The organism is Actinomyces oris (genome assembly GCF_001937445.1).
In the GTDB taxonomy this organism is placed as follows: Bacteria; Actinomycetota; Actinomycetes; order Actinomycetales; family Actinomycetaceae; genus Actinomyces; species Actinomyces acetigenes.
Map to the genome: position 1 here is coordinate 1 of NZ_MSKS01000009.1, position 19884 is coordinate 19884.

Below are 19884 nucleotides of genomic sequence, written 5' to 3' on the forward strand. Positions count from 1 at the left end.
CGAAACAACTCCATACCCCGCCCGGCCGGGCAGCACTGCCCGTCCAAGCGGTGTATTGACACTACCCGCACCAACGCCCCCACACCAGCCCCTCAAGACACCCTGTGGAAAACCTCTGACACAGGACTCCCCCACGCTCCTCACGAACCGGCAGAATCCCCGTAGCCTGCCGAACGCTGCTTCCCTCACCACGTGCCAAGGAGGCGCGCCTGAACCGCAGAGTTCTGACGATGAACGCCAGGCGCGCATACGGCGAAGGAGCCAGTGCCTGTCGTGCTAGCCCCGAGCCGCTGGCGTGATCGACACTGGAGTAGTACTTATGGCGGATCCGGGCGCCTTCGCTTCAGCTGCCCTTGTCCGTTCTCTACGAGCTTCTGTACAGGCTCCCTGCGGTCCGGTCCAACGCTCCCCCGAGCCGATCCCCTTGGATCGGTCTACTCCACGAAGGTGGGGATGTAGATGTATGGCCAGAGCGTGCGCACTGCACGCACCCCGACTCTCTTGGAGGTGCCTCTGAACCTTGCCCTGTAGGCTCTTGACTCTCGTGCAGTACATCCCGAACGCCATCAGAACGACTGAGGGCGTCCAGCCGCCTTCCCGCAGCACAATGGGTAACAAGCCATCACATGTCCAGGTGGCCCACCCCTACCGGAGCCTCAGACGTCACGAGATGGCACGGAGTCGGTCATCGGACCACCGGCTTTCCGATAACCTAGGCCCATGAAGACCTTTGAAGACCTTTTCGACGAGCTGCAGCACAAGGCAGCCACCCGCCCTGAGGGCTCCGGAACGGTGGAGGAGCTGGACCGCGGGGTCCACTTCATCGGCAAGAAGCTCGTGGAGGAGGCCGCCGAGGCCTGGATGGCCTGCGAGCACGAGTCCGATGAGGCCGCCTGCGAGGAGATCAGCCAGCTGCTCTACCACGCCCAGGTCATGATGGTTGCCAAGGGCTACAGCCTCCAGGACGTCTACCGCTACCTGTAGGTCCCCAGGCCTCTCAAGCCTCCTCATTCGACTCCCCCACCACAGATCAGGAACCGCCGTGCTGCGTATCGCCGTCCCGAACAAGGGCTCCCTGTCCGATCCCGCCATCACCATGCTCTCCGAGGCGGGCTACCGCACCCGCCGTGCGGGCCGTGAGCTCGTGCTCGTCGATGAGGCCAACGATGTCGAGCTGTTCTTCCTGCGTCCGCGCGACATCGCCGTCTACGTCGGACAGGGCACCGTGCACGCCGGTATCACCGGCCGGGACCTGCTGCTGGACTCGGGGGTCGACGCCGTCGAGCACCTGCCCCTGGGGTTTGCCCGTTCCACCTTCCGCTTCGCCGCCCCCAAGGGCACGATGAGCTCACTGGCCGACGTCGCCGGGCGCCGCGTGGCCACCTCCTACGACGTCCTGGTGCGCAGCTACCTGGCCTCCCGGGGCGTGGAGGCCCAGACCGTTCACCTCGACGGCGCCGTGGAGTCCTCCGTCCAGCTGGGTGTGGCCGACCTCATCGCCGACGTCGTCGAGACCGGTACGACGTTGCGGGCGGCCGGCCTGGAGACCTTCGGGGATGCGATCCTCGTCAGCGAGGCCGTGCTCATCACCACCGAGCAGTTCCGCGCAGAGCCCGGCCTGGCCACGCTCGTGCGGCGGCTGGAGGGGGTGCTGCGCGCCCGCGCCTACGTGCTCGTGGACTACGACATCCCCATGAACAAGCTGCACCTGGCGACGGCCCTCACCCCGGGCATCGAGTCCCCCACCGTCTCCCCGCTGCAGAACCCTGACTGGGTGGCGGTGCGCGCCATGGTCCCGCGAGCGGACATGAACCGGGTCATGGACGAGCTCTACGAGGTCGGGGCGCGCGCCATCCTTGTCTCCTCACTCCTGGCCTGCCGGCTGTAACCGGCCGCGAGGCATGGCAATGACAAGTGCTGTGGCCGCTACCAGCAAAACCGTGCAGGCGCCCAGCGCTGGGACGAGTCCGGCGGTGAATCTCTCGCCAGGGGCGTAAGCGCCGAAGGTGGTGAAAAGGGCAGTGCACAGCGCGATGCCTGTGGCCGTCCCCAGCTGACGAGCCGTTTGATTGACCCCCGAGACGATGGCACGGTCCTGAGACGCGATCCCCTCCAGGACTGCGGTTGCCAACGGGGAGAAGGTCAGCCCCATGCCAGTACCTGCGATGAGCATGGGCAGGACGTAGGGGCCGTAACCGCTGCTCGTGTGTGCCAGGAGCACGAAGCACCCTACTGCCGCCGTCTGCAGCACCATACCGATCAGTAGCACCGCCCGTGGCCCGTAGCGCTTGACGAGCACTCCTGCCACCGGGGCCACCACCATGGGAACCATGGTCCATGGTGCTGCGCGCAGTCCCGACTCCAGTGGGCCAAAGCCCATCCCGATCTGAAGGTACTGACTGACGAGGAACACTGATCCGAAGATCCCTGCGGAGAAGAGCATCGCTACGGTGTTGACTAGGTCGAAGCTCCGGTCGCGGAACAGGCGCGCTGGCACAAAAGCACTACGAGCGGTGCGCTCCCGCCAGATGAAGCCGGCCAGTGAGGCCAGTGTCAGAGCCAAGCATCCAAGAACCAGGGGGCTGGTCCAGCCGCGGCTGCTGCCCTCCACCAGTGCCCAGGTCAACGGGAAGACGAAGGTCGCCGCCATCGCCAGTCCCGTGAGGTCGGTTGACCGAGCCTCAGACCTGTCTACGGTGACGACGTTGCGAAGACTCCACCATCCCAGTGACAGGGACAGGGCGCCCACTGGGAGATTGATCCAGAAGATGAAGCTCCAGTGCAGATCCTCAACGACGGCGCCTCCGACGATGGGGCCGGCGGCAACACCCAAGCCATTGACGCTGCCCCACACACCGATGGCGAGTTCTCGCAGGTGCGGGGGTACGGCGTCGGCCAGGAGCGCCAGGGACAGTGAGCCGATGGCCGCCCCGCTGGCACCTTGGACCACCCGGGCGCCGATGAGTGCCAAGGGTGTGGAGGCCAGTGCTGCCAGAGCTGAGGCTGAGGTGAACAGGAACACCGCCCACAGGAAGAGCTTGCGGCGCCCGATCCGGTCCCCCAGTGCTGCGGTTGGCAGGATCAAGGTGGCATAAGTGAGCGTGTAGGCATTGACGAACCATTGCAGCTCGGTGACCGAGGCCCCCAGGTCCCGGTGAATCTGCGGAAGCGCGATCGTGACCACCAATGAGTCCAGTGACGTCATCAGGGTGGGAAGGGCGATTGCAAGCATGACCCACGCAGGAGGGATTCGATGATGGTCCCCGGTTCCGGTGGTTGGCGAGGTGGGGGAAGGCTCGCCGAGCGAACGATGTGTGGTCTGGGTGGACAAGACGACTCCTAACTGGATAGTGAAAGTATCGATCTAAGTAGATACCGTCGCTATCTACATGTCAACCCAACGCTCTCTGTCAACTAGGTCACGCGAGACATTGCCGCCGTTCTGCCGTCTCAGGTGGTGGAGCTGTTTCCCTTCGAACCTTGGTATCGGCGCGCGTGAGCCTCGGGGGCCGTGTGCGCTCGTATGCTCGGACCAGCATCGCACGACGGCCCGGCGACGCCGCTGAAGAAGGAGGACCATGCGTATCTCGGAGCTCGCCAAGGAGTCCGGGACCCCGGTGGCGACGATCAAGTACTACATCCGCGAAGGCCTCCTACCCGCCGGTACGCCCGTTAACGCGCGGCAGTCTGACTACGGGACTCAGCACCTGGAGAGGTTGCGCCTCATTCGGGGACTCATGCACGTCCTAGGCGCATCCATTGATCAGGTGCGTGATGTCATCGACGTGATCAATCAACCGGATCAGGAGCCGTGGGAGGCGATGAAGTTCGCAACTGAGGCGATCCCAGCCCCTCACCAGCACGAGGAGTCGAGGGCGGGCAAGGCGCGTGTGGTACTGGAGCAGTTCGGCCTGCCCTGCTCCCCCGAGCATCCTGCGGTCAGGCACCTCGACGTGGCCCTGGCTTTCGCTGAGGAGATCGGTATGGCCATGAGCTCGGAGCAGCTGGCCGTTTACGTCGAGGCCGCGCGGCGGACTGCGCGCGCCGATATCGAGCGTGTCCCTTGGCAGTCGCGCGAGGACTCGGTGAGGCAGGCGGTCCTGGGGACCGTGGTCTACGAGCCGGTACTCCTTGCGCTACGGCGCATCGCGCACCGCGAGCTGGGCATGGCTCACTACGAGCACCACGACGGCGAGCAGGATCCGACACCGGAATCCCCGCCGGAGGAATGACGACGCGACCGGCGCGCCCCTGACACCCGTGTACTTACTGCCCTAGGGGAACGCACACCTCGGCGGCCTTGGGCGTCTTCTTGTCGCCCAGGAGCTTGTGGGAGGTGAGGAACTCGATCATGGCGGCGACGTCGTCTACCCGCACCGAACCAATGGGGTGGCTGCCGTCGCCGCTGACCAGCTTGCCGGTGGCCACGGCGACCTCGCGGGCGCGCTTCGCCTGCGTCTGATCCACCTTGAGGTCGTCCATGTGTTCCTTGGTGGCCTCGACCGCCGCGTCGGGGTCCTTGACGAAGGCGGTCATGCCTTTGATCGAGGCCTTGACGACGGTCTCGAGGTCCTGGCGACGGGAGTCCAGCAGGGATCGGGTTGTCACCAGCGAGACGCCCACGAGGGGGATCCGGTCGGCGACCTGGATAGTACGCACGGGGGTGCCGGCCTGACGGATCTGGATCGCGTCGTTGTTGGAGAAGCCGACGACGGCGTCGACCTTGCCGCCGACGAGCGCAGCCTGCTGGGTGTAGCCGATGTCCTGGATCGTCAGGTCGGACTCGGTCAGGGAGGCCGTGGACATGGCCAGCTGGAGGGCGTACCAGGTCTCACCCTTGCGGCCTGGAGTGCCGACGGTCTTGCCCTTGAGGTCCGCGGGAGCCTTGATCGGCGAGCTCTCCGGGACGATGAGGCAGGCCGGGTAGGACTGGTAGTAGCCGCCCACGACGACGAGGTCGGAGCCGTTGGAGGTAGCCACCACCGCCTCGTCGGCGCCAGCGACGACGAGCTGCTCATGGCCGCTCTGGAGGGCGTCGAAGAGACCGTCCTGCGCCCCGTGGTGGTGCAGTGTCACGTTCGTGGCGTATGTCCCGTCATTCTTAGCCATGTAGAAGGGGGCGAACTGGATGTTCGGCGTGTAGGTCAGGCCGATTGTCAGTGCGCCTCCGGCCGCCGAGGCCGACGCCGCGCGGCTGGCGGTCCCCGAGGAGCAGGCGGCAAGTGCTCCGGCGCCGGTGAGCGCCAGGCCTCCTGCCAGCAGCCGGCGGCGCGAGAGGAGTGACTGGGAGACGACGAGGTGAGAGACAGCCATGATGAGGAGTTTCCTTGTGTCGGAGGGGTGAGAAGCGGAAGCCGCGCAGGGCTCAGGTGGCGCGTCGGCCTCGTAGGGCGTCCACGGTGCGGCTGCGTCGCTCGAGCTCATGGAGCACCCAGTGGATGGTTGTGGCCAGCACGCACAGGAGCGTGATCGTGGCGAATACGCCGGTCGTGTCGCCCCGGCTCTGCTGCGTGGAGAGCACTGTCCCCAGGCCCTCGCCGCCCATGATGAGCTCGCCGACGACCGCACCGGTGACTGACAGGGTGAAACCGGTGCGCAACCCGGTGTAGATCGCCGGCAAGGCCATCGGAAGCTCCATGTGGATGAGCATGCTCAGGCCATGAGCGCCGTCGAGCCGGGCGGCGTCCATGACGTCGGCGTCCAGGCCGCGAAGCCCCAGGAGCACCGTGATGGTGATGGGGAAGAAGACCATGAAGGCGCACAGGACCACGATGGGAAGAGTTCCGTAACCGATCCACAGCACCATGAGGGGCGCGACGGCGATGCCGGGAACCGCCTGACTTGCAGCGACATAGGGCAGGACGGTTCGGGAGAACAGCCGCCAGCGGTACAGGGCCCAGGCCAGGGGCAGAGCCGAACACGGCGGCCAGGAGACAGCCGAGGAGGGCCTCACGCAGCGTGATCCAGGCTCTCCATCCCAGCCCGGCCTGAGTGAGGTTCAGCCACAGGCGGGTGACGACCGCCCAGGGGCTGGGCAGGAAGATCTCGGGGACGGCCCCCGAGCCGGCGACGAGCTGCCAGATGATGAGCAGTGCCGCTCCCAGGACGACGGCGGGAAACGGCCCGCTCCGCTCAGCAGCGCGGATGCGACGTCGGCGACGAGCCGAAGGCCTGGACGGCGACTCTGAGAACGACTCTGACAGGGAGGTCATCGACGAGGCCGAGGATGTCGACGGCTCAGGAACGTCACTGGGCGGCTCGGCGGGGGAAGCGTGGGGGCGTGCGGCCTTGCCGATGGGGCTGGGGCTGTACACGGTGGTGTCCTTCCCGGGACGTTCCGGGAACGGGCGCTCCCGGCTGTACCGGGGTCCGCCTGTGCACCGTCGGTCGGCGCACACACGTGCTGGGCACCCGCTCGGTTCACCACCCGGTGAGCTCACGGCTGTCCGTGAGCTCGGGACACTGTCTCGAGCTGCGGGTCTCCCCGCCGAGCGCCACGCGCATCCTCCCCTCCGGACTTTCACCGTCGGTGCCGGAGTTCCACCGGCTCAGCCGTCGCATCCATAGCCGCTTCAGGCGGGTGTGGTGCGAGCGGGTCGCGGACTGTGACCGCCGGTTCGGACTTTCACCGACCCCGGAGCACGTTGCTGGCGGTAAGGATACAACGCAACCGTCCCACGACGGTACCCGGGACCTCTTCATGGCTGAGCGTGCTCGCGGGATGTCATTCAGAGCGCGGCTCGAGCTGGCCACCATCAGCGGAACAGTGACCCACGGCGTCCGCAACCGCCCGGCGCAGATGTTCCGGGCCCCGTCTAAGAGACGTCTCCAGTGCTTCGGAAGGATCGGAGATCTGGATGATGCGCTGGGCTCCCAGATCACTCAGACGCTGTTGTGCCGCGGCATCGATCCTGACCCGTCCGGCGAAGACGATGGAGGGCACCCCGTACTCGCAGGCCAGGCGGAGCACTCCGCTGACCGCCTTGCCATTCAAGGACTGCCCATCAACGGTCCCCTCCCCTGTCAGCAGCAGGTCGGCCTCTTCCAGCCGCTCACGCAGTCTGACGACGCGAGCCAGGTGATCAATGCCGGTGGCAAGCTCCGCCCCGAGAACAGCTGCCAGGGCAAAGGCGGTGCCGCCTGCCGCCCCGGTGCCCGGGCGGCAGGCCCAGTGGCTCAGGCCGAGGACTGCGGCCAGGCGCGTCACCTCGCCATCAACCCACGTGATCGCAGGCCCGAACAGTCCCTTCTGCGGTCCGAAGACGGCTGCCGCGCCGTGGGGACCCGTGAGTGGATTCGTCACGTCACCGGCCACCGTGATGCTCACGCCCTCGAGGCGACGGCGAGCCGGCCCGACCTCGATCCGCCGGATGCGGGAGAACTCGGCGGGTACCGGTTCCACCTCACCTCCCCGCTCGTCCAGGCAGCGGGCGCCCAGCGCCACGAGCATCCCCAGGCCCAGGTCGTTGGAGGCCGACCCACCCAGACCGATGAGCAGTGAGCGGGCGCCGGCGTCGACCGCGGCAGTGATGACATGGCCGAGCCCTGCGGTCGAGGAGCGCATGACGTCCCGCTCTCCCGGCGCGATGTGCTCCAGCCCCACGCTGGAGGCCAGGTCGACAACGGCCCGATCGCCGTCGAGTCCGAAGCCCGCCATCCGGGGCCGGCCCAGGGCGTCAACCGTGGTCACCTCCTGCCACGAGGCGCCCCAGGCGGCCGTGACGGCCTCGGCGAAACCCTCTCCGCCGTCGGAGACGGGGACCTGATCGACCACGCATGTGGTGGGCAGGGCGTCGCGCACCCCGACCGCCATGGCCCGAGCGGCCTGCACGGCGGTCATGGACTCCTTGAAGGAGTCGGGTGCGATGACGATCCTCATGGTTGCGGTACTGTCCAACCACCCAGGCCGGCTATGCCCGCGAGGCGGTGACAGCGGCGTCGAACTCCTCGGAGATCTCCTTCGATGACTGACTCGTGCGGGACACGGCCCAGGCCACGGCCAGGTTGCTCAGGAATCCGGGCACGATCTCATAGAGGTCGAAGATGCCGCCCGGACCGCCGGAGACGTTCCCCCAGATCATGACGACGACGGCCCCAGTGATCATTCCCGCGAAGGCACCCATGACGCTCAAGCGCTTCCAGTACAGCGACAGCAGAATGGTGGGGCCGAAGGAGGCGCCGAAGCCGGCCCAGGCGAAGGCCACGAGCGCGAGGATCGTTTTACTGTCATTCCAGGCCATGATCGCGGCGACCAGGGCGATGGCGAATACCGCCATGCGCGAGTAGAGCACCATGCGGTTGCCGCTGATCTTGTCCTCTCGGGTTCGGGCGAAGGAGCCGTACAGGTCCTCAATGAGCGCCGAGGAGGTGACGAGCAGCTGAGAGGAGATCGTCGACATGATGGCGGCAAGAATGGCTGCCAGCATGAATCCTGCGACCAACGGGTGGAAGAGCAGTTTGCCCAGGGTGATGAAGACGGTCTCCGGGTCGGCCAGCTGCTTCTTGTCGTGGTGGTAGGTGGCTACGCCCACGACGGCGGTGCCGGCAGCACCGAGCACCGCGAAGAGCATCCAGCCGATTCCGATGGTGCCGCCGGCCACGGCCTCCCTGGGGCTGCGGATGGCCATGAACCGGACGATGATGTGCGGCTGTCCGAAGTAGCCCAGGCCCCAGGCCAGTGCCGAGATGACGCCGAGCAGCGTCGTCGTCGGCCCCCAGACGACCCAGTAGTGGGCGTCAACCTCGGAGACGGCCTTCATCAGGTTGGACACTCCCCCGAGTCGAATGATCCCGGCGACGGGCACCATGACCAGGGCGGCCACCATCATGACTCCCTGGACGAAGTCGGTGTAGGACACGGCCAGGAAGCCGCCGATCAGCGTGTAGACCACGGTGATGGCGGCGACGATGACCATGCCGAGGTGGTAGTCCATGCCGAAGGAGGACTCGAAGAAACGGCCGCCGGCGACCATGCCGGAGGAGACGTAGAAGGTGAAGTAGACCAGAATGATGAGGCCGCTGGACCACCGCAGCAACCGGTGCGTGTCGTGGAGCCGGTTGTCCAGGAAGCTGGGGACCGTGATGGAGTTGTTGGCGACCTCCGTGTAAGCGCGCAGGCGAGGAGCCACCAGCAGCCAGTTCGCCAGAGCCCCGGCCGTCAGTCCGACAGCGATCCACCCCTCGACCAGACCGCTGACATACAGGGCCCCCGGCAGTCCCATCAGCAGCCACCCCGACATGTCCGAGGCTCCCGCCGACAGTGCCGCCACCCAGGGATTGAGGTCGCGGTCGGCGAGCATGTAGTCGTCGAAGTTATCCGTTCGCAGATAGGCCCAGCCCCCGATGGCGAGCATGGCCACGAAATAGACGATCATCGCGATGGCTTGGTAGGTAGTGGCAGTCATCAATATGTCCTCACGTCAGTCAGAGGGGAGACACACCGCTGCCGCCGTTGGAGAAAGGGCTCGTGGAGCCTCTCGAGGGATCCGGCTCGGCGTGCGCGGTATGTCGCGGCTCGTCGTTGATGTTCCTGATGGCGCGACCATGAGTGGCAGACAAGCACCGCAGATGATGTGGAAATCCGCACGTGACATGATAGGCAGCAGTGACCACTCACTTGATCATGGTCGAGGTTTCTTCATCGTTCCTTCTGTGTGGGCACGACTCGACGCACGTGAAGGACGATGGCCGCGGCATAATCACCGTCATGGCTCATGGAAACCGGCCAACACCCTGGGGTTGATACCTCCTCTCCGAGGCTGCGTTCAACAGCACGGGCAACGGTGCCGCTCAGGCGTAAGGAAGGGCGGCCCCACCGATCGGTGACAATCTCGATCTCACGCCAGTCGACGTCCTCGGCCAGGATAACCGGAGAACTACTCGTTCCGCGACAATTTGCGCACAGAACGTGTGCCTGGCTCCAGGCCTTGATGAAGGACTCCTTGGCCGCCCAGCGTGCGGCCAGGTGCTGGGCCGGACTCGTCCTCCTGTCCTGCGAGCGGTTGTGGGTCTCTCTGAGCTCGCGCACAGTGAAGGCTCGTTGTGCGAAGACGGTGCCGGGCTGCTCGAGCTGGGCGGAGAAACCCGGAATGTGCACCAGGTCCGTGCCCACTGCCAGAACGGTGGAACCGGGGGAAGGCTGCGGCGTGTCCGGAAGCTGCGGCTCAGTCATGACGGAGTACTCATGAAGTAAAACTTACGAATCATTAACGCAATTCCTTTGAAAACTCCATATGGATCAAACAGGGCCGGTTCTACAGACGGTGTCCGTCGTCTGTAGAACCGGCCCTGTCCGCTATCGTGATGGGCTTACTCGCCGGTGTGGTAGACGCCGTCGGAGCCCAGACGGGCGTCGGGGTCGAGCAGCATGGCGGCCTCGACCTCATGCGGGTCGCGCTGCTTGGACTCCTCCCCCAGACGCCGGCCCTGGACCTGCTCGAACAGCGGGGCCCGGCCGATCATGCCTGCGCGGCGGCGCCTGGTCCCGGCGGCCAGGCGGGCGTTGGCGGAGGCCAGCCAGGCGTCGACCGCCTCCTGGCCCTCGGCCTGACGCAGGGCGGCCTCGAAGGCGCCGGGGTGGACGATCGCGATGAGACCGGAGACATGTCCGAAGCCCAGCGAGGTCAGCAGGCCGGCTCGCACTGGGCCGGCACCGGGGACTCGCCCGTCCTGACCGCCGCGGCCGGCCAGACGGATGGGCCTGCGCGGCCACACCCAGAAGGCGTCCTTAGCCAGGGGGGCGTCGACGACGTCCAGGGAGGCGTTACCGGGAGCCACACCGGAGGCGAGGATCTCGGTCAGGCCCGCGACCTGGAAGACCGCGGCACCGCCCTTGGCGTGACCGGTGATGGTCTTCTGCGAGACCACCACCAGCGAGTTGCCCTCGGAGCGTCCCAGTGCGCGCGCCAGACGCGTGTGCAGCTCGGACTCGTTGGGGTCGTTGGCACCGGTCGAGGTGTCGTGCTTGGAGACCAGCGCGATGTCGTCAGCCTCCACACCCAGGGCCGCCAGGGCCTTGGCCAGGCGCGAGCTGCGCCCGCCGCGGCCGGCGCCCAGGGCGCCCAGGCCGGGGGCCGGGATCGAGGTGTGGGCGCCGTCGGCGTAGGAGGAGACGAAACCGACCACGCCGGCCACCGGCAGCCCCATCCGAGCCGCCACCGAGCCACGGGCCAGGATCACCGTGCCGCCGCCCTCGGCCTCCACGAATCCGCCGCGGCGGCGGTCGTTGGCGCGCGAGAAGTGGCGGTCGGAGATGCCCTTGGCGCGCATGGCCGCGGCCTCCGCGGTGGCGTTCATGTTGCCGAAGCCGACGACCGACTCGATCGAGATGTCGTCGATGGCGCCGGCCACGACGACGTCGGCCTTGCCCAGGGCGATCTTGTCCCAGCCCTCCTCGATGGAGACGGCCGCGGTGGCGCAGGCGCTCACCGGCTGGACCATGGCGCCGTAGCCGCCGATGTAGGACTGCATGACGTGGGCGGCCACGACATTGGGCAAGGCCTCCTGGAGGATGTCACTGGGACGCTCCTCCCCCAGGAACCGGCCGACGAACATCTTGCGCATCGACTCCATGCCGCCGAACCCGGTGCCCTGCGTGGAGGCCACGTCGGAAGGGTGGACGGCCTTGAGGAGCTCGGCCGGGGTGAAACCGGCCGACAGGAAGGCGTCAACGGTGGTGACCAGGTTCCAGGAGGCGATCGGGTCCATACCCTGGGTCATCGAGGCGGGGATGCCCCAGCGCTCCGGGTCGAAGTCGCGCGGGAACTGGCCGCCAACCGTGCGCGACAGCGCGGCGCGTCGCGGCACCCGGGCCAGTGAGCCGGCCAGGCGGGTGACGGTCCACTCGCCGGTCTCGGCGTCGGGGACCACGAGCGTGTGCTCGGGGTCGGAGGCCTCAATGGTGCGGGCCGTGGCCTCGTCGGGAACCGACAGGGTGATGTCGCGGTCGAGGTAGACGATGACCTCCTCATCGGCGATCGGCGCGATGACGCCGTCGTCGACGAACTGGCGGATACCGCAGCGGGCCACGACCTCGTCGCGGTAGCGCTCCAGGATGTCGGACTCCTCGACCATCTCCCCGTCGGTGTCGTACCAGCCGGCCTTGGGGCTGTCCTGCCAGGTGAGCAGCCCCATGCCCCAGGCGAGCTCGAGGACACCGGCGGCGGTCAGGTCAACGTCCTCCCCGCTGCTCATACCCAGCTCGGCCTCGCGGCGCGTACGACCCGATCCCCAGGTGGAAACCTCTCCGGTGGAGATGATGACGACCAGGTCGTCGAGGTCGGCGCTCACCTCGCCCCACTGGGGGGCGGTGGGCTGAGTCGGGACCACCGGGGTGGGCAGGGCCTTGATGACGGCCGGGGCCTCTGTCTCCTCGGTGGGCTCGGCGCCCTGAGCAGCGGCGTTCTCACGCAGGGCCACCAGGTCGATGTCGTCACCCAGTCCCCCCGTGAGGTCGGCGGTCACCGGGGCCTGGGCCGCCCGGGTACGCACCTCGGTGGTGCACAGGTCGGTGAGCTCGGAGGCGATCTCCTCCGTGGTCCAGGTGCGCACCCCGGCTGCCTCGACGGCGGCGACGAGTGGGTCGTTACCGCCCATGAGGCCGGTGCCCTTGACCCAGCCGATACGGGGGTGGGCCAGAGTGACGCGCTGGGCCCAGGCCCGCTCCGACGACCAGCGGTTGACGATCGCGTCCAGAGCGGACTTGACCTCGCCGTAGGCGCCGTCACCGCCGAAGGTGCCCCGGTTCGGGGAGCCGGGCAGGACCACGTGCAGACGGTGGTCGACGTGGGTGTCGGTGCCGATGGCGCTCAGAGCGGCAATGGTGCGCTCCACCGACCACAGCAGCAGGCGGGTCTGGGACTCGGCCGCGGGGCCGGCGTCGGCCAGCGTGCCCGAGACGCGCGGCGCGGCGAAGGGGAACAGGAGGGTGGGGACCAGGGCCTCCTTGACGACCTTGGTGGAGCCGCCGGAGGTGACCACCTGGTCGTTGCCGATCCACTCGGCCAGGGCGTCGACGTCCCGGTAGGAGGACAGGTTCGAGGGAACCATCCACAGCTTGGCGCCGGCAGCGGCGTGCTCGCGGTACAGGGTGGTGGCGAACTCGAGGCGCTCGTGGGTCAGGCGCGAGTTGGTGGCCACCACGGTGGCGCCACCGGCCAGCAGCTCTCCGACGACGGCCGCGGCGATGGAGCCGGGGGCCACACCGGTGACGACGGCGACGTCCTCGGACCAGCGCACCGTGGGATCGCCGGCCTGGGGAGCCTTCGGTGCGGCCTGGGCGATCGCGGTCAGGACGGCGGCGCGCTCGGCGCCGTCGGCCAAGTCGGAGGCCTTGACCTGCTTGGCCCACCAGGCGGCGTGGTCGGCCACCGCCTGGCCCAGGCCCACGAAGCGCTCGGGGGCCAGGAGCCGGCGGAAGGCATCCAGGTCGGTCTCGCCGGAGCCGAGTCGGGCGACGTCCTCACGGGCCGTGGCCCAGCGGTCGTCGATGAGGACGGCGCGCTCAGGGGCGAAGGCCGGTGTGACGGACTTGACCCATCCGGCGCCCAGCTCGGCGTCCAGGGCGGCCATGGCGGCCCGGGTGCGGGAGGCCTCGTCGTCGGCGTCAGCCGGGACAGTGGCCTTCTCGGCCAGGCCCAGGGCGTCCAGGAGGGTGCGGGCCGTGGTGGCCAGGACGCCCTCGGAGCCGGTGACGCTCTGGGCGAAGGCGTCCAGGGCCGCGGAGTCGACCACTGCGCCTCCGGCGCCGCCGGCACTCGGCTTGGAGACGGCCACACCGTGGTCGGCGGCGACGGCCTGGACGGCGGAGTCGATGAGGGCGTCCACGGCGCTTGCACTGGTCAGCGGGGCCGAGGAGCCCAGGGAGGCCAGGTCCTCGCCGCGCATCGAGGAGCCCTCCCGGGTGCCCAGGAACAGTGCGGCGGTCACATGGGAGACCCACCCCTGCCCCAGACCCCAGGTGCCGGTAACGCGGTCAGCGATGCGGGAGGCGCGTACACCGGAGGGGCCCAGAAGGCGGCCCAGTCCCACGCGGATGGCCTCGGTGAGAACGGGACCGAAGGCCTTGTAGCCGGGGGCCCCCTTGGCGACCGTGGCGGCCAGGGCCGTCATGTCGGCGTCAGCGGCGCCGTCGATGGAGGCGAGCTCGAGCTCGGTGCCCAGGTCCATGAGGAGCTGGTTACGGCGCGAGGAGACTCCGTTGGTGAGTGTCTCGGTGGTGTCCGTGGCGCCGATCTGCTCGGGGCGGATGCGCGAGGCGTGGGCCAGGAGCACCGTCAGGGCGTCGGTCGCACCGAAGGGCAGGTCGTCCACCGGTCCGGCTGCGGCTGGAGCCGCCGCAGCGGGTGCGGCCTCGGCGGCGGGAGCGGGAGCCTGCTCGGCCGCAGCGCTCTGCGCGGGAGCCTCGGCCTCAGTAGCCGGCTCCTGCGCGGCCGGAACGTCGAAGTCCGGCTCGGTGAGCTCGACGGCCGGGTCGGTGTCGGTGGCCAGCACCCGGGCCTCGTCGCGGCGAGCGTTGTGCACGGTCACGTGGCGCCCGGCGTGCTGGGGCAGACGCAGGGTGTTGGTGGCCAGGTTCGCCAGGGTGGGGGAACCCGCCAGGCCCACCTCGACGATGTGCTCGATCCCCAGGCCGCCCTCGCTCGGGGAGGACAGCAGGACCTCCTGGGTCTCGATCCAGCGCACCGGTGAGGCGAACTGCCAGGCCAGGAGCTCGACCAGCAGGACGCGGGCCAGCTCCGTGGGGCGCTTCACCCAGGAGTCCCAGTTGGCCAGGATCTCCTCAACGGGCTCGGAGGGAACGACCTGAAGGATCGAACGGGCGAAGTCCTGGGTCAGGGCGAAGGGTCGGGCCACAAGGTTGGGCACGTAGTGGCCCACCAGCCGCTCGACGTCCAGGTTCTCGGGGACGAGTTCGAGCAGGCGAGTGCGGAACTCCGGCACGCCGGGGCGCAGCACCTCGGAGTGGAAGGGCACGTCGATGCCGGGGACGAACATGAAGGGGTTCTTGCCTCCGCGGGCCTTGGCCTTGGCGCGGGCGTCGGCGGCCAGGGCGTCCAGGCCCTTGATCGTGCCTGCCACGGCGTACTGAACGCCGGCCAGGTTGTGGTTGACGATCTGGAGGAACTCTCCGGTGGCCTGGGAGATCGAGCGCACGTAGGCCTCGACCTCGTCGGCCTTGATGCCCGCCTGGTTGGGGCGCAGGGCCCCCATGCGGTAGTTCGAGGCGCCGTCGGCGTCGCGCGGCACCAGCGAGTGCATGGTGGAGCCGCGCTGGAAGACGATCGAGATGGTCGTCTCCACGGGCATGACGTGCCCGTAGGCGCTCAGCGCCGTGTACTCGCCCAGGGAGTGGCCGGCGAAGGCGGCGTTGTCCACGAGGGCGCCGGCCTCGGCCAGGCGTGCAGTGGTCGCCATGGCAACGGTGGCCAGGGCTACCTGGGTGAACTGGGTGAGGTTGAGCAGCCCCTCGGGGTGGCGGTAGGTGACGCCGCGGGCGGTCATCTCGGTGGGGTTGTCGCGCACCAGGTTGATGACGGAGAAGCCCAGCTCGGCGCGGGTGTGGGCGTCGGCCCGCTCCCAGATCTCCCGGGCGGCCTTGGAGGAGTTCATCTCGTCCAGGCCCATGCCGGGGGCCTGGATGCCCTGGCCGGGGTAGACGTAGGCGGTGGGCTCGGGCGTCGTCACGGCGGTGCCGCGGGAGACGACCTCGCCGTTGATGCGGCAGACGACCTCCAGGACGTAGCCGCCGCCGACCACCAGGCCGGTGCGCTCCACGGTGATCTCGACATCGTCGTTCAGCTCCACCGGACCGGTCATGAAGTAGGTCCAGCCGGCCAGGACGTGGCGCGAGCCGTCGGCCGCGGTGGAGGCCGCCACCTGCTGGGCGGTGGCCGACAGCCACATGCCGTGGACGAGCGGGGCCTCCATGCCTGCCACGCGAGCGGCGTTGTAGGAGGTGTGGATCGGGTTGAAGTCGCCGGTGACCCGGGCGAAGGCCGTCATGTCCGCGGGCGCGGTGACGGTGGTGCGGCGCAGGATGCGGCGCGCGGCCGGGGCCGTCTTGCGCCCGGTACCGCCGGCGAGCTCGGGGGCGCTGGGCACGGCGTTGCCGGAGGCACGGCCGCGGATGGCGAAGCGCTCGCGCATGAGTGCCACGACGGTGCCGTCGCAGGCGTCGGTCAGCTCCAGGCGCACGTCGACGACGCGGCCGGCACTGGACTCCTCCAGCGCGGCGACCCAGCCGGTGACGTTGATCGTGGGGCTGGTCGTGGCCGCGGCCTCCTGGAGCTGGTGGAGGGTGAGGTGCAGGTCGATGGTGTGGTCCAGGTGGACGGCGCCGAGCAGGCCCTCGATGAGCGGCATGCCGTCCTCGACGACGCTGCCCAGGGCGGCGTAGACCACCGGCCAGCAGGGGCCGAGCAGGGCGTCGGGCACGAAGGGCGCGGCGGACAGGTCCGCAGGCAAGGCGTCGGCAGTGACCGAGGCGTGGTCGTGGCCCAGGTTACTGGCCAGCGTGAAGGAGCCGTGGATGGTGCCGAAGGGCTGGGTGGCGGGACGCCCCAGGACGTCCGTGGCTCCGTCCTGCGCGGGGCGGACCTCGGGCAGGTGGTCGACGTTATCGCCCGTGATGGACACGGCCCCCACGCCTGCGGTGGCCCGCAGCAGGTCGTTCATCGTCTCGCTGATGCGCTCGGGGTCGACCAGTGGGGCGGCGCCGTCCCAGGCGCGGGCAAGGCGCAGCGGCACCACGAGGCGGCGCACGGCGTGGATCTTGTCTCCGCCGGGAGTGCCGTCCCAGTGGGTGTCGAGGCGGATGTCGAGGTCGTAGACGTCCTCGGCCACGTCCGGGCGGGCGACGACGTTGTAGGCGTCGTCGCCCAGGACGGTGGCCGGGTTGACCGTCAGGTGGCCGTTCCACAGGACGTGGGGGGCCACCTGGACGAGCTCCTTGGCGTCGGCCACGGGGGCCGCCAGGACGCCGTCGGCCACGGCGGGGGCGGCGCCCAGACGGCCGGCGGCCTCCTGCTCGCCGGTGCCGGCGTCCTGGAGGGCCTCGACGGCGGCGGTCTCGAAGCGGCCCAGCAGCTCGCCGACCGGCTCGTTAATGGTGGTGATGCCGGCCACGGCGACGGGACCGGGGATGATGCGCACCTGGTCAGCGGTGTAGCGCGGGTCCTGGGACTGCCACAGGGAGTCGGTGCCCCACCAGCGCAGGATATCGGCGTCGACCACGGGCACGAAGGGCACGGGTTTGGGGTGCTTGCGGCACAGGTCGACGAACCAGGCGGCGTCGACGGGCTCCACGAGGGTGGAGGCGGCCGACGGGTAGTGCTCGGCCAGGGAGGCCAGGGCGGCGTCGGAGTCGATGACGGCGTCGTAGTCGGCGAAGAGCGTGGGGATCTCGCCGTGGTCGGCCCGGCTCAGGCGGGCCTCGATGCGGTGCAGCAGGTCGATGAAGCGGTCGTACCAGCCCTCGTCGGCCCAGTCGGCGCGGGTGGCGCAGCGCCCCTCGTGGGGGGCGACGCACAGCTCGGCGTAGCGGGTGGCCCACTGAAGGTAGGTCATCTCCTCGACGTCGCCGAAGTAGGGCTTGGCGGTCTTGGCCAGCGCGTCGATCATCTCCTGGCGGCGTGCGGCCATGGCGGCCTCGTCACCGGCGAGCTCCTGGATGAGGCGGGAGGCCCGGGCCGAGGAGTTGTCGATCTCGTAGAGGTCGGCACGCAGGTGGGACAACCCGGAGGTCATGCCGCCGATGGACTCCCCGGAGGCGACCCAGCCGCCCTCGACCCCGGAGTCCTCGGGGATCCCGGGGGTGTCGACGAGGAGTTGCTTGACGTCGTCGTTGGTCTTGGCCTCCAGGCAGGTCATGGCGGCGGTTCCGATCATGACGCCGTCGACGGGGGCGGCGGCCGTACCGTAGGCCTCGGCCCAGCGGCCGGTGAGGTAGTCGGCGGCGCGGGTGGGCGTACCGATGCCGCCGCCGACGACGAGCACCACGTTGGTCACGGCGCGGATGGCGTCGTAGGTAGCCAGGAGCATGGTGTCCAGGTCCTCCCACGAGTGGTGGCCCCCGGCGTGTCCGTCCTCGATCTGGATGATGACGGGGCTGTCGGGCACGGCGCGGGCGATGGCCAGGACCTGACGGATCTGGTCCACGGTGCCGGGCTTGAAGGCGATGTAGGGGAAGCCCTCGGCGTGCAGGCGCTCGAGCAGGGCGGTGGCCTCCTCGAACTCGGGAATCCCCGCGGAGATGGTGATGCCGTCGATGGGGGCGCCCCCGGCGCGGGCCTTGGACAGCAGCCGCTGGGTCCCCAGGTGCAGGTTCCACAGGTAGCGGTCCATGAACATGGCGTTGAAGGCCGCAGTGCGCCCCAGCTCGAGCGCCTCCTCCAGGCCCTGAAGGTTCTCGGTCAGGACGGCGGGGGTGGTCTGGCCCCCGCCGGCGAGCTCGGCCCAATAGCCTGCGTTGGCGGCGGCCGCCACGATGGCCGGATCCACGGTGGTGGGGGTCATTCCCGCCAGGAGCACCGCGCTGCGCCCGGTCAGGCGGGTGAAGGCGGTATCGAGGGTGAGACGGCCGTCGGGCAGGCGGGTGATGCGCGGGGCGAAGCGGGAGCGGTCGACGCCGGGGCGGGGGGCCGCGCCGGCGCGGTCGAGGTCGTCGATGGCCTTGGCGGTCCCCGCGGGCACGACGGTGGTTCCCGTACCGGCCACGACGCCCTCGGTGAGACGAACCAGGACATTGCCCGGTCCCAGGTCCAGGACGGTGCGCACCGGGGCGTCCGATCCGGCTGCGAGGGCCCCGGTGACCAGGCCGGGCCAGTCGACCGGGTCAATGAGCACGGCGGTGGCCAGCTCGCGGGCGAGCTTCTCGTTCAGGCCGCAGGTGGCCGCCCAGGCGGCGACGTCGTCGACGGCACCGGCGAGCAGCGGGGTGTGGAAGGGAACCGAGGTGGTGAGGAACTCGGTGACCGGGGCCAGCACGGCGCCGCCACGGCGGCGATCCTTGCGGGCCTTGGCGCTGCGGGCGGCGGCAGCCTCCAGCGCGGTGACAACGCTCTCGAGGTCGGCTGGGCGTCCCGAGAGGATGTGCGCCTGACGGCCGTTGGTCACGCCCACGGAGATCCGCTCGGAGCCGGGGACCCGGGCCAGGACCGCGTCGAGCACACTGCGAGTGACACCGCGGACCGAGAGCATCGGAGTGGACTCCCCCACCGTGCCCAGGTCGAGGCGGCGGGTGGTACGGGTGGCCGCCGCACCGATGAGGCGGGCGATGGCGTGAACCTCGATGACGCTCTCGCGCTCGCCGGCCTGCACGGCCTGGAGGAGGCTGACACCCAGGACGCCCTGGGAGTGGCCGATGGCGCTCACCGGGGCGTGGGCGGCCGGGTCGATACCGGCGCCGGGCAGCGAGGCCAGGGCCGCGTGCTGGGCCATGAGGATGCCTGGCACGGAGACGTCTGCGCCGTCGGCGGTGGTGCGGTACTGGGGGGCGACCGGAGCGGCCTCGTCGTCCAGGAGCCGTGAGCCACGCGGGGTCACGGTGAGCAGCTCGGTGGCCACGGGGGCCAGGCGCTCGGCCACGGCCCGGTCGACCGCCACGACGTCATCGGCCAGGGCATGGTCCAGGGAGACCAGGTCGGCCAGCGTCTGGCGCCAGGGGGTGGCCTGTCCTCCGAAGGTGATGATGTAGGGCTCGCCTCCGCTCAGGCGCTCAGCGATGGTGGTCGCGGGGCTGGGGGCTTGCGAGTTCGTGTGCACGGTAGTGGTGTCCTTCGGTGTTGCGACGGCGTGGTCGGTGGTCTCGGAACGGTTACCAGAACTGAGGTCAGGTGAAGACGGGGAACGGGGTGAACGCGGTGAAAGCGGCGGCAAGTGGGACTC

Annotated in this window: 10 protein-coding genes and 1 riboswitch; of the genes, 3 read left to right on the plus strand and 7 right to left on the minus strand. The window is 69.2% G+C overall.

Annotated elements, in window-relative coordinates; all coding sequences use genetic code 11:
• Positions 1–720: 720 nt before the first annotated feature.
• Both BKH20_RS02430 and hisG read left to right on the plus strand, forming a co-directional pair.
• Complete coding sequence (locus BKH20_RS02430; RefSeq protein WP_010615230.1) at positions 721–984, plus strand: phosphoribosyl-ATP diphosphatase; 264 nt, start codon at positions 721–723, stop codon at positions 982–984.
• A gap of 58 nt (positions 985–1042) precedes the next feature.
• Positions 1043–1888 (plus strand): ATP phosphoribosyltransferase, encoded by an 846-nt coding sequence (gene hisG, locus BKH20_RS02435; RefSeq protein ID WP_075389804.1) that lies wholly within the window; start codon positions 1043–1045, stop codon positions 1886–1888.
• Here the strand turns inward: hisG and BKH20_RS02440 are convergent.
• Positions 1865–3232 (minus strand): DHA2 family efflux MFS transporter permease subunit, encoded by a 1368-nt coding sequence (locus BKH20_RS02440; RefSeq protein WP_075389805.1) that lies wholly within the window; start codon positions 3230–3232, stop codon positions 1865–1867. The genes hisG and BKH20_RS02440 overlap by 24 nt on opposite strands.
• A 346-nt stretch (positions 3233–3578) precedes the next feature.
• On the opposite strand from BKH20_RS02440, the gene BKH20_RS02445 reads away from it, so the two are divergent.
• Positions 3579–4232, plus strand: coding sequence for a MerR family transcriptional regulator (locus BKH20_RS02445; protein ID WP_075389806.1), 654 nt, complete (start codon positions 3579–3581; stop codon positions 4230–4232).
• Between the two features lie 34 nt (positions 4233–4266).
• On the opposite strand, the gene BKH20_RS02450 is transcribed toward BKH20_RS02445, so the two are convergent.
• The 6 genes from BKH20_RS02450 to BKH20_RS02475 all read right to left on the minus strand — a co-directional run bounded on the left by BKH20_RS02450 (position 4267) and on the right by BKH20_RS02475 (position 19761).
• Positions 4267–5313: an ABC transporter substrate-binding protein gene (locus BKH20_RS02450; protein WP_075389807.1), complete on the minus strand. Its 1047-nt coding sequence runs from the start codon at positions 5311–5313 to the stop codon at positions 4267–4269.
• 52 nt (positions 5314–5365) lie between these two features.
• Positions 5366–5953, minus strand: coding sequence for an ABC transporter permease subunit (locus BKH20_RS15000; protein ID WP_256692992.1), 588 nt, complete (start codon positions 5951–5953; stop codon positions 5366–5368).
• 543 nt (positions 5954–6496) lie between these two features.
• A riboswitch (FMN riboswitch) is annotated at positions 6497–6647 on the minus strand.
• 77 nt (positions 6648–6724) lie between these two features.
• Positions 6725–7879, minus strand: coding sequence for a glycerate kinase (locus BKH20_RS02460; RefSeq protein WP_075389808.1), 1155 nt, complete (start codon positions 7877–7879; stop codon positions 6725–6727).
• 31 nt (positions 7880–7910) lie between these two features.
• Positions 7911–9404 carry a sodium/proline symporter PutP gene (gene putP / locus BKH20_RS02465; protein ID WP_075389809.1) on the minus strand — a complete coding sequence of 498 codons (1494 nt, stop codon included), beginning with the start codon at positions 9402–9404 and terminating at the stop codon, positions 7911–7913.
• Positions 9405–9637: 233 nt separating this feature from the next.
• Positions 9638–10171 (minus strand): holo-ACP synthase AcpS, encoded by a 534-nt coding sequence (gene acpS, locus BKH20_RS02470; RefSeq protein WP_075389810.1) that lies wholly within the window; start codon positions 10169–10171, stop codon positions 9638–9640.
• Between the two features lie 137 nt (positions 10172–10308).
• Entirely contained in the window at positions 10309–19761 is a 9453-nt protein-coding gene (locus BKH20_RS02475) for a type I polyketide synthase (protein ID WP_081381565.1), read from the minus strand.
• Between the last annotated feature and the right edge of the window lie 123 nt (positions 19762–19884).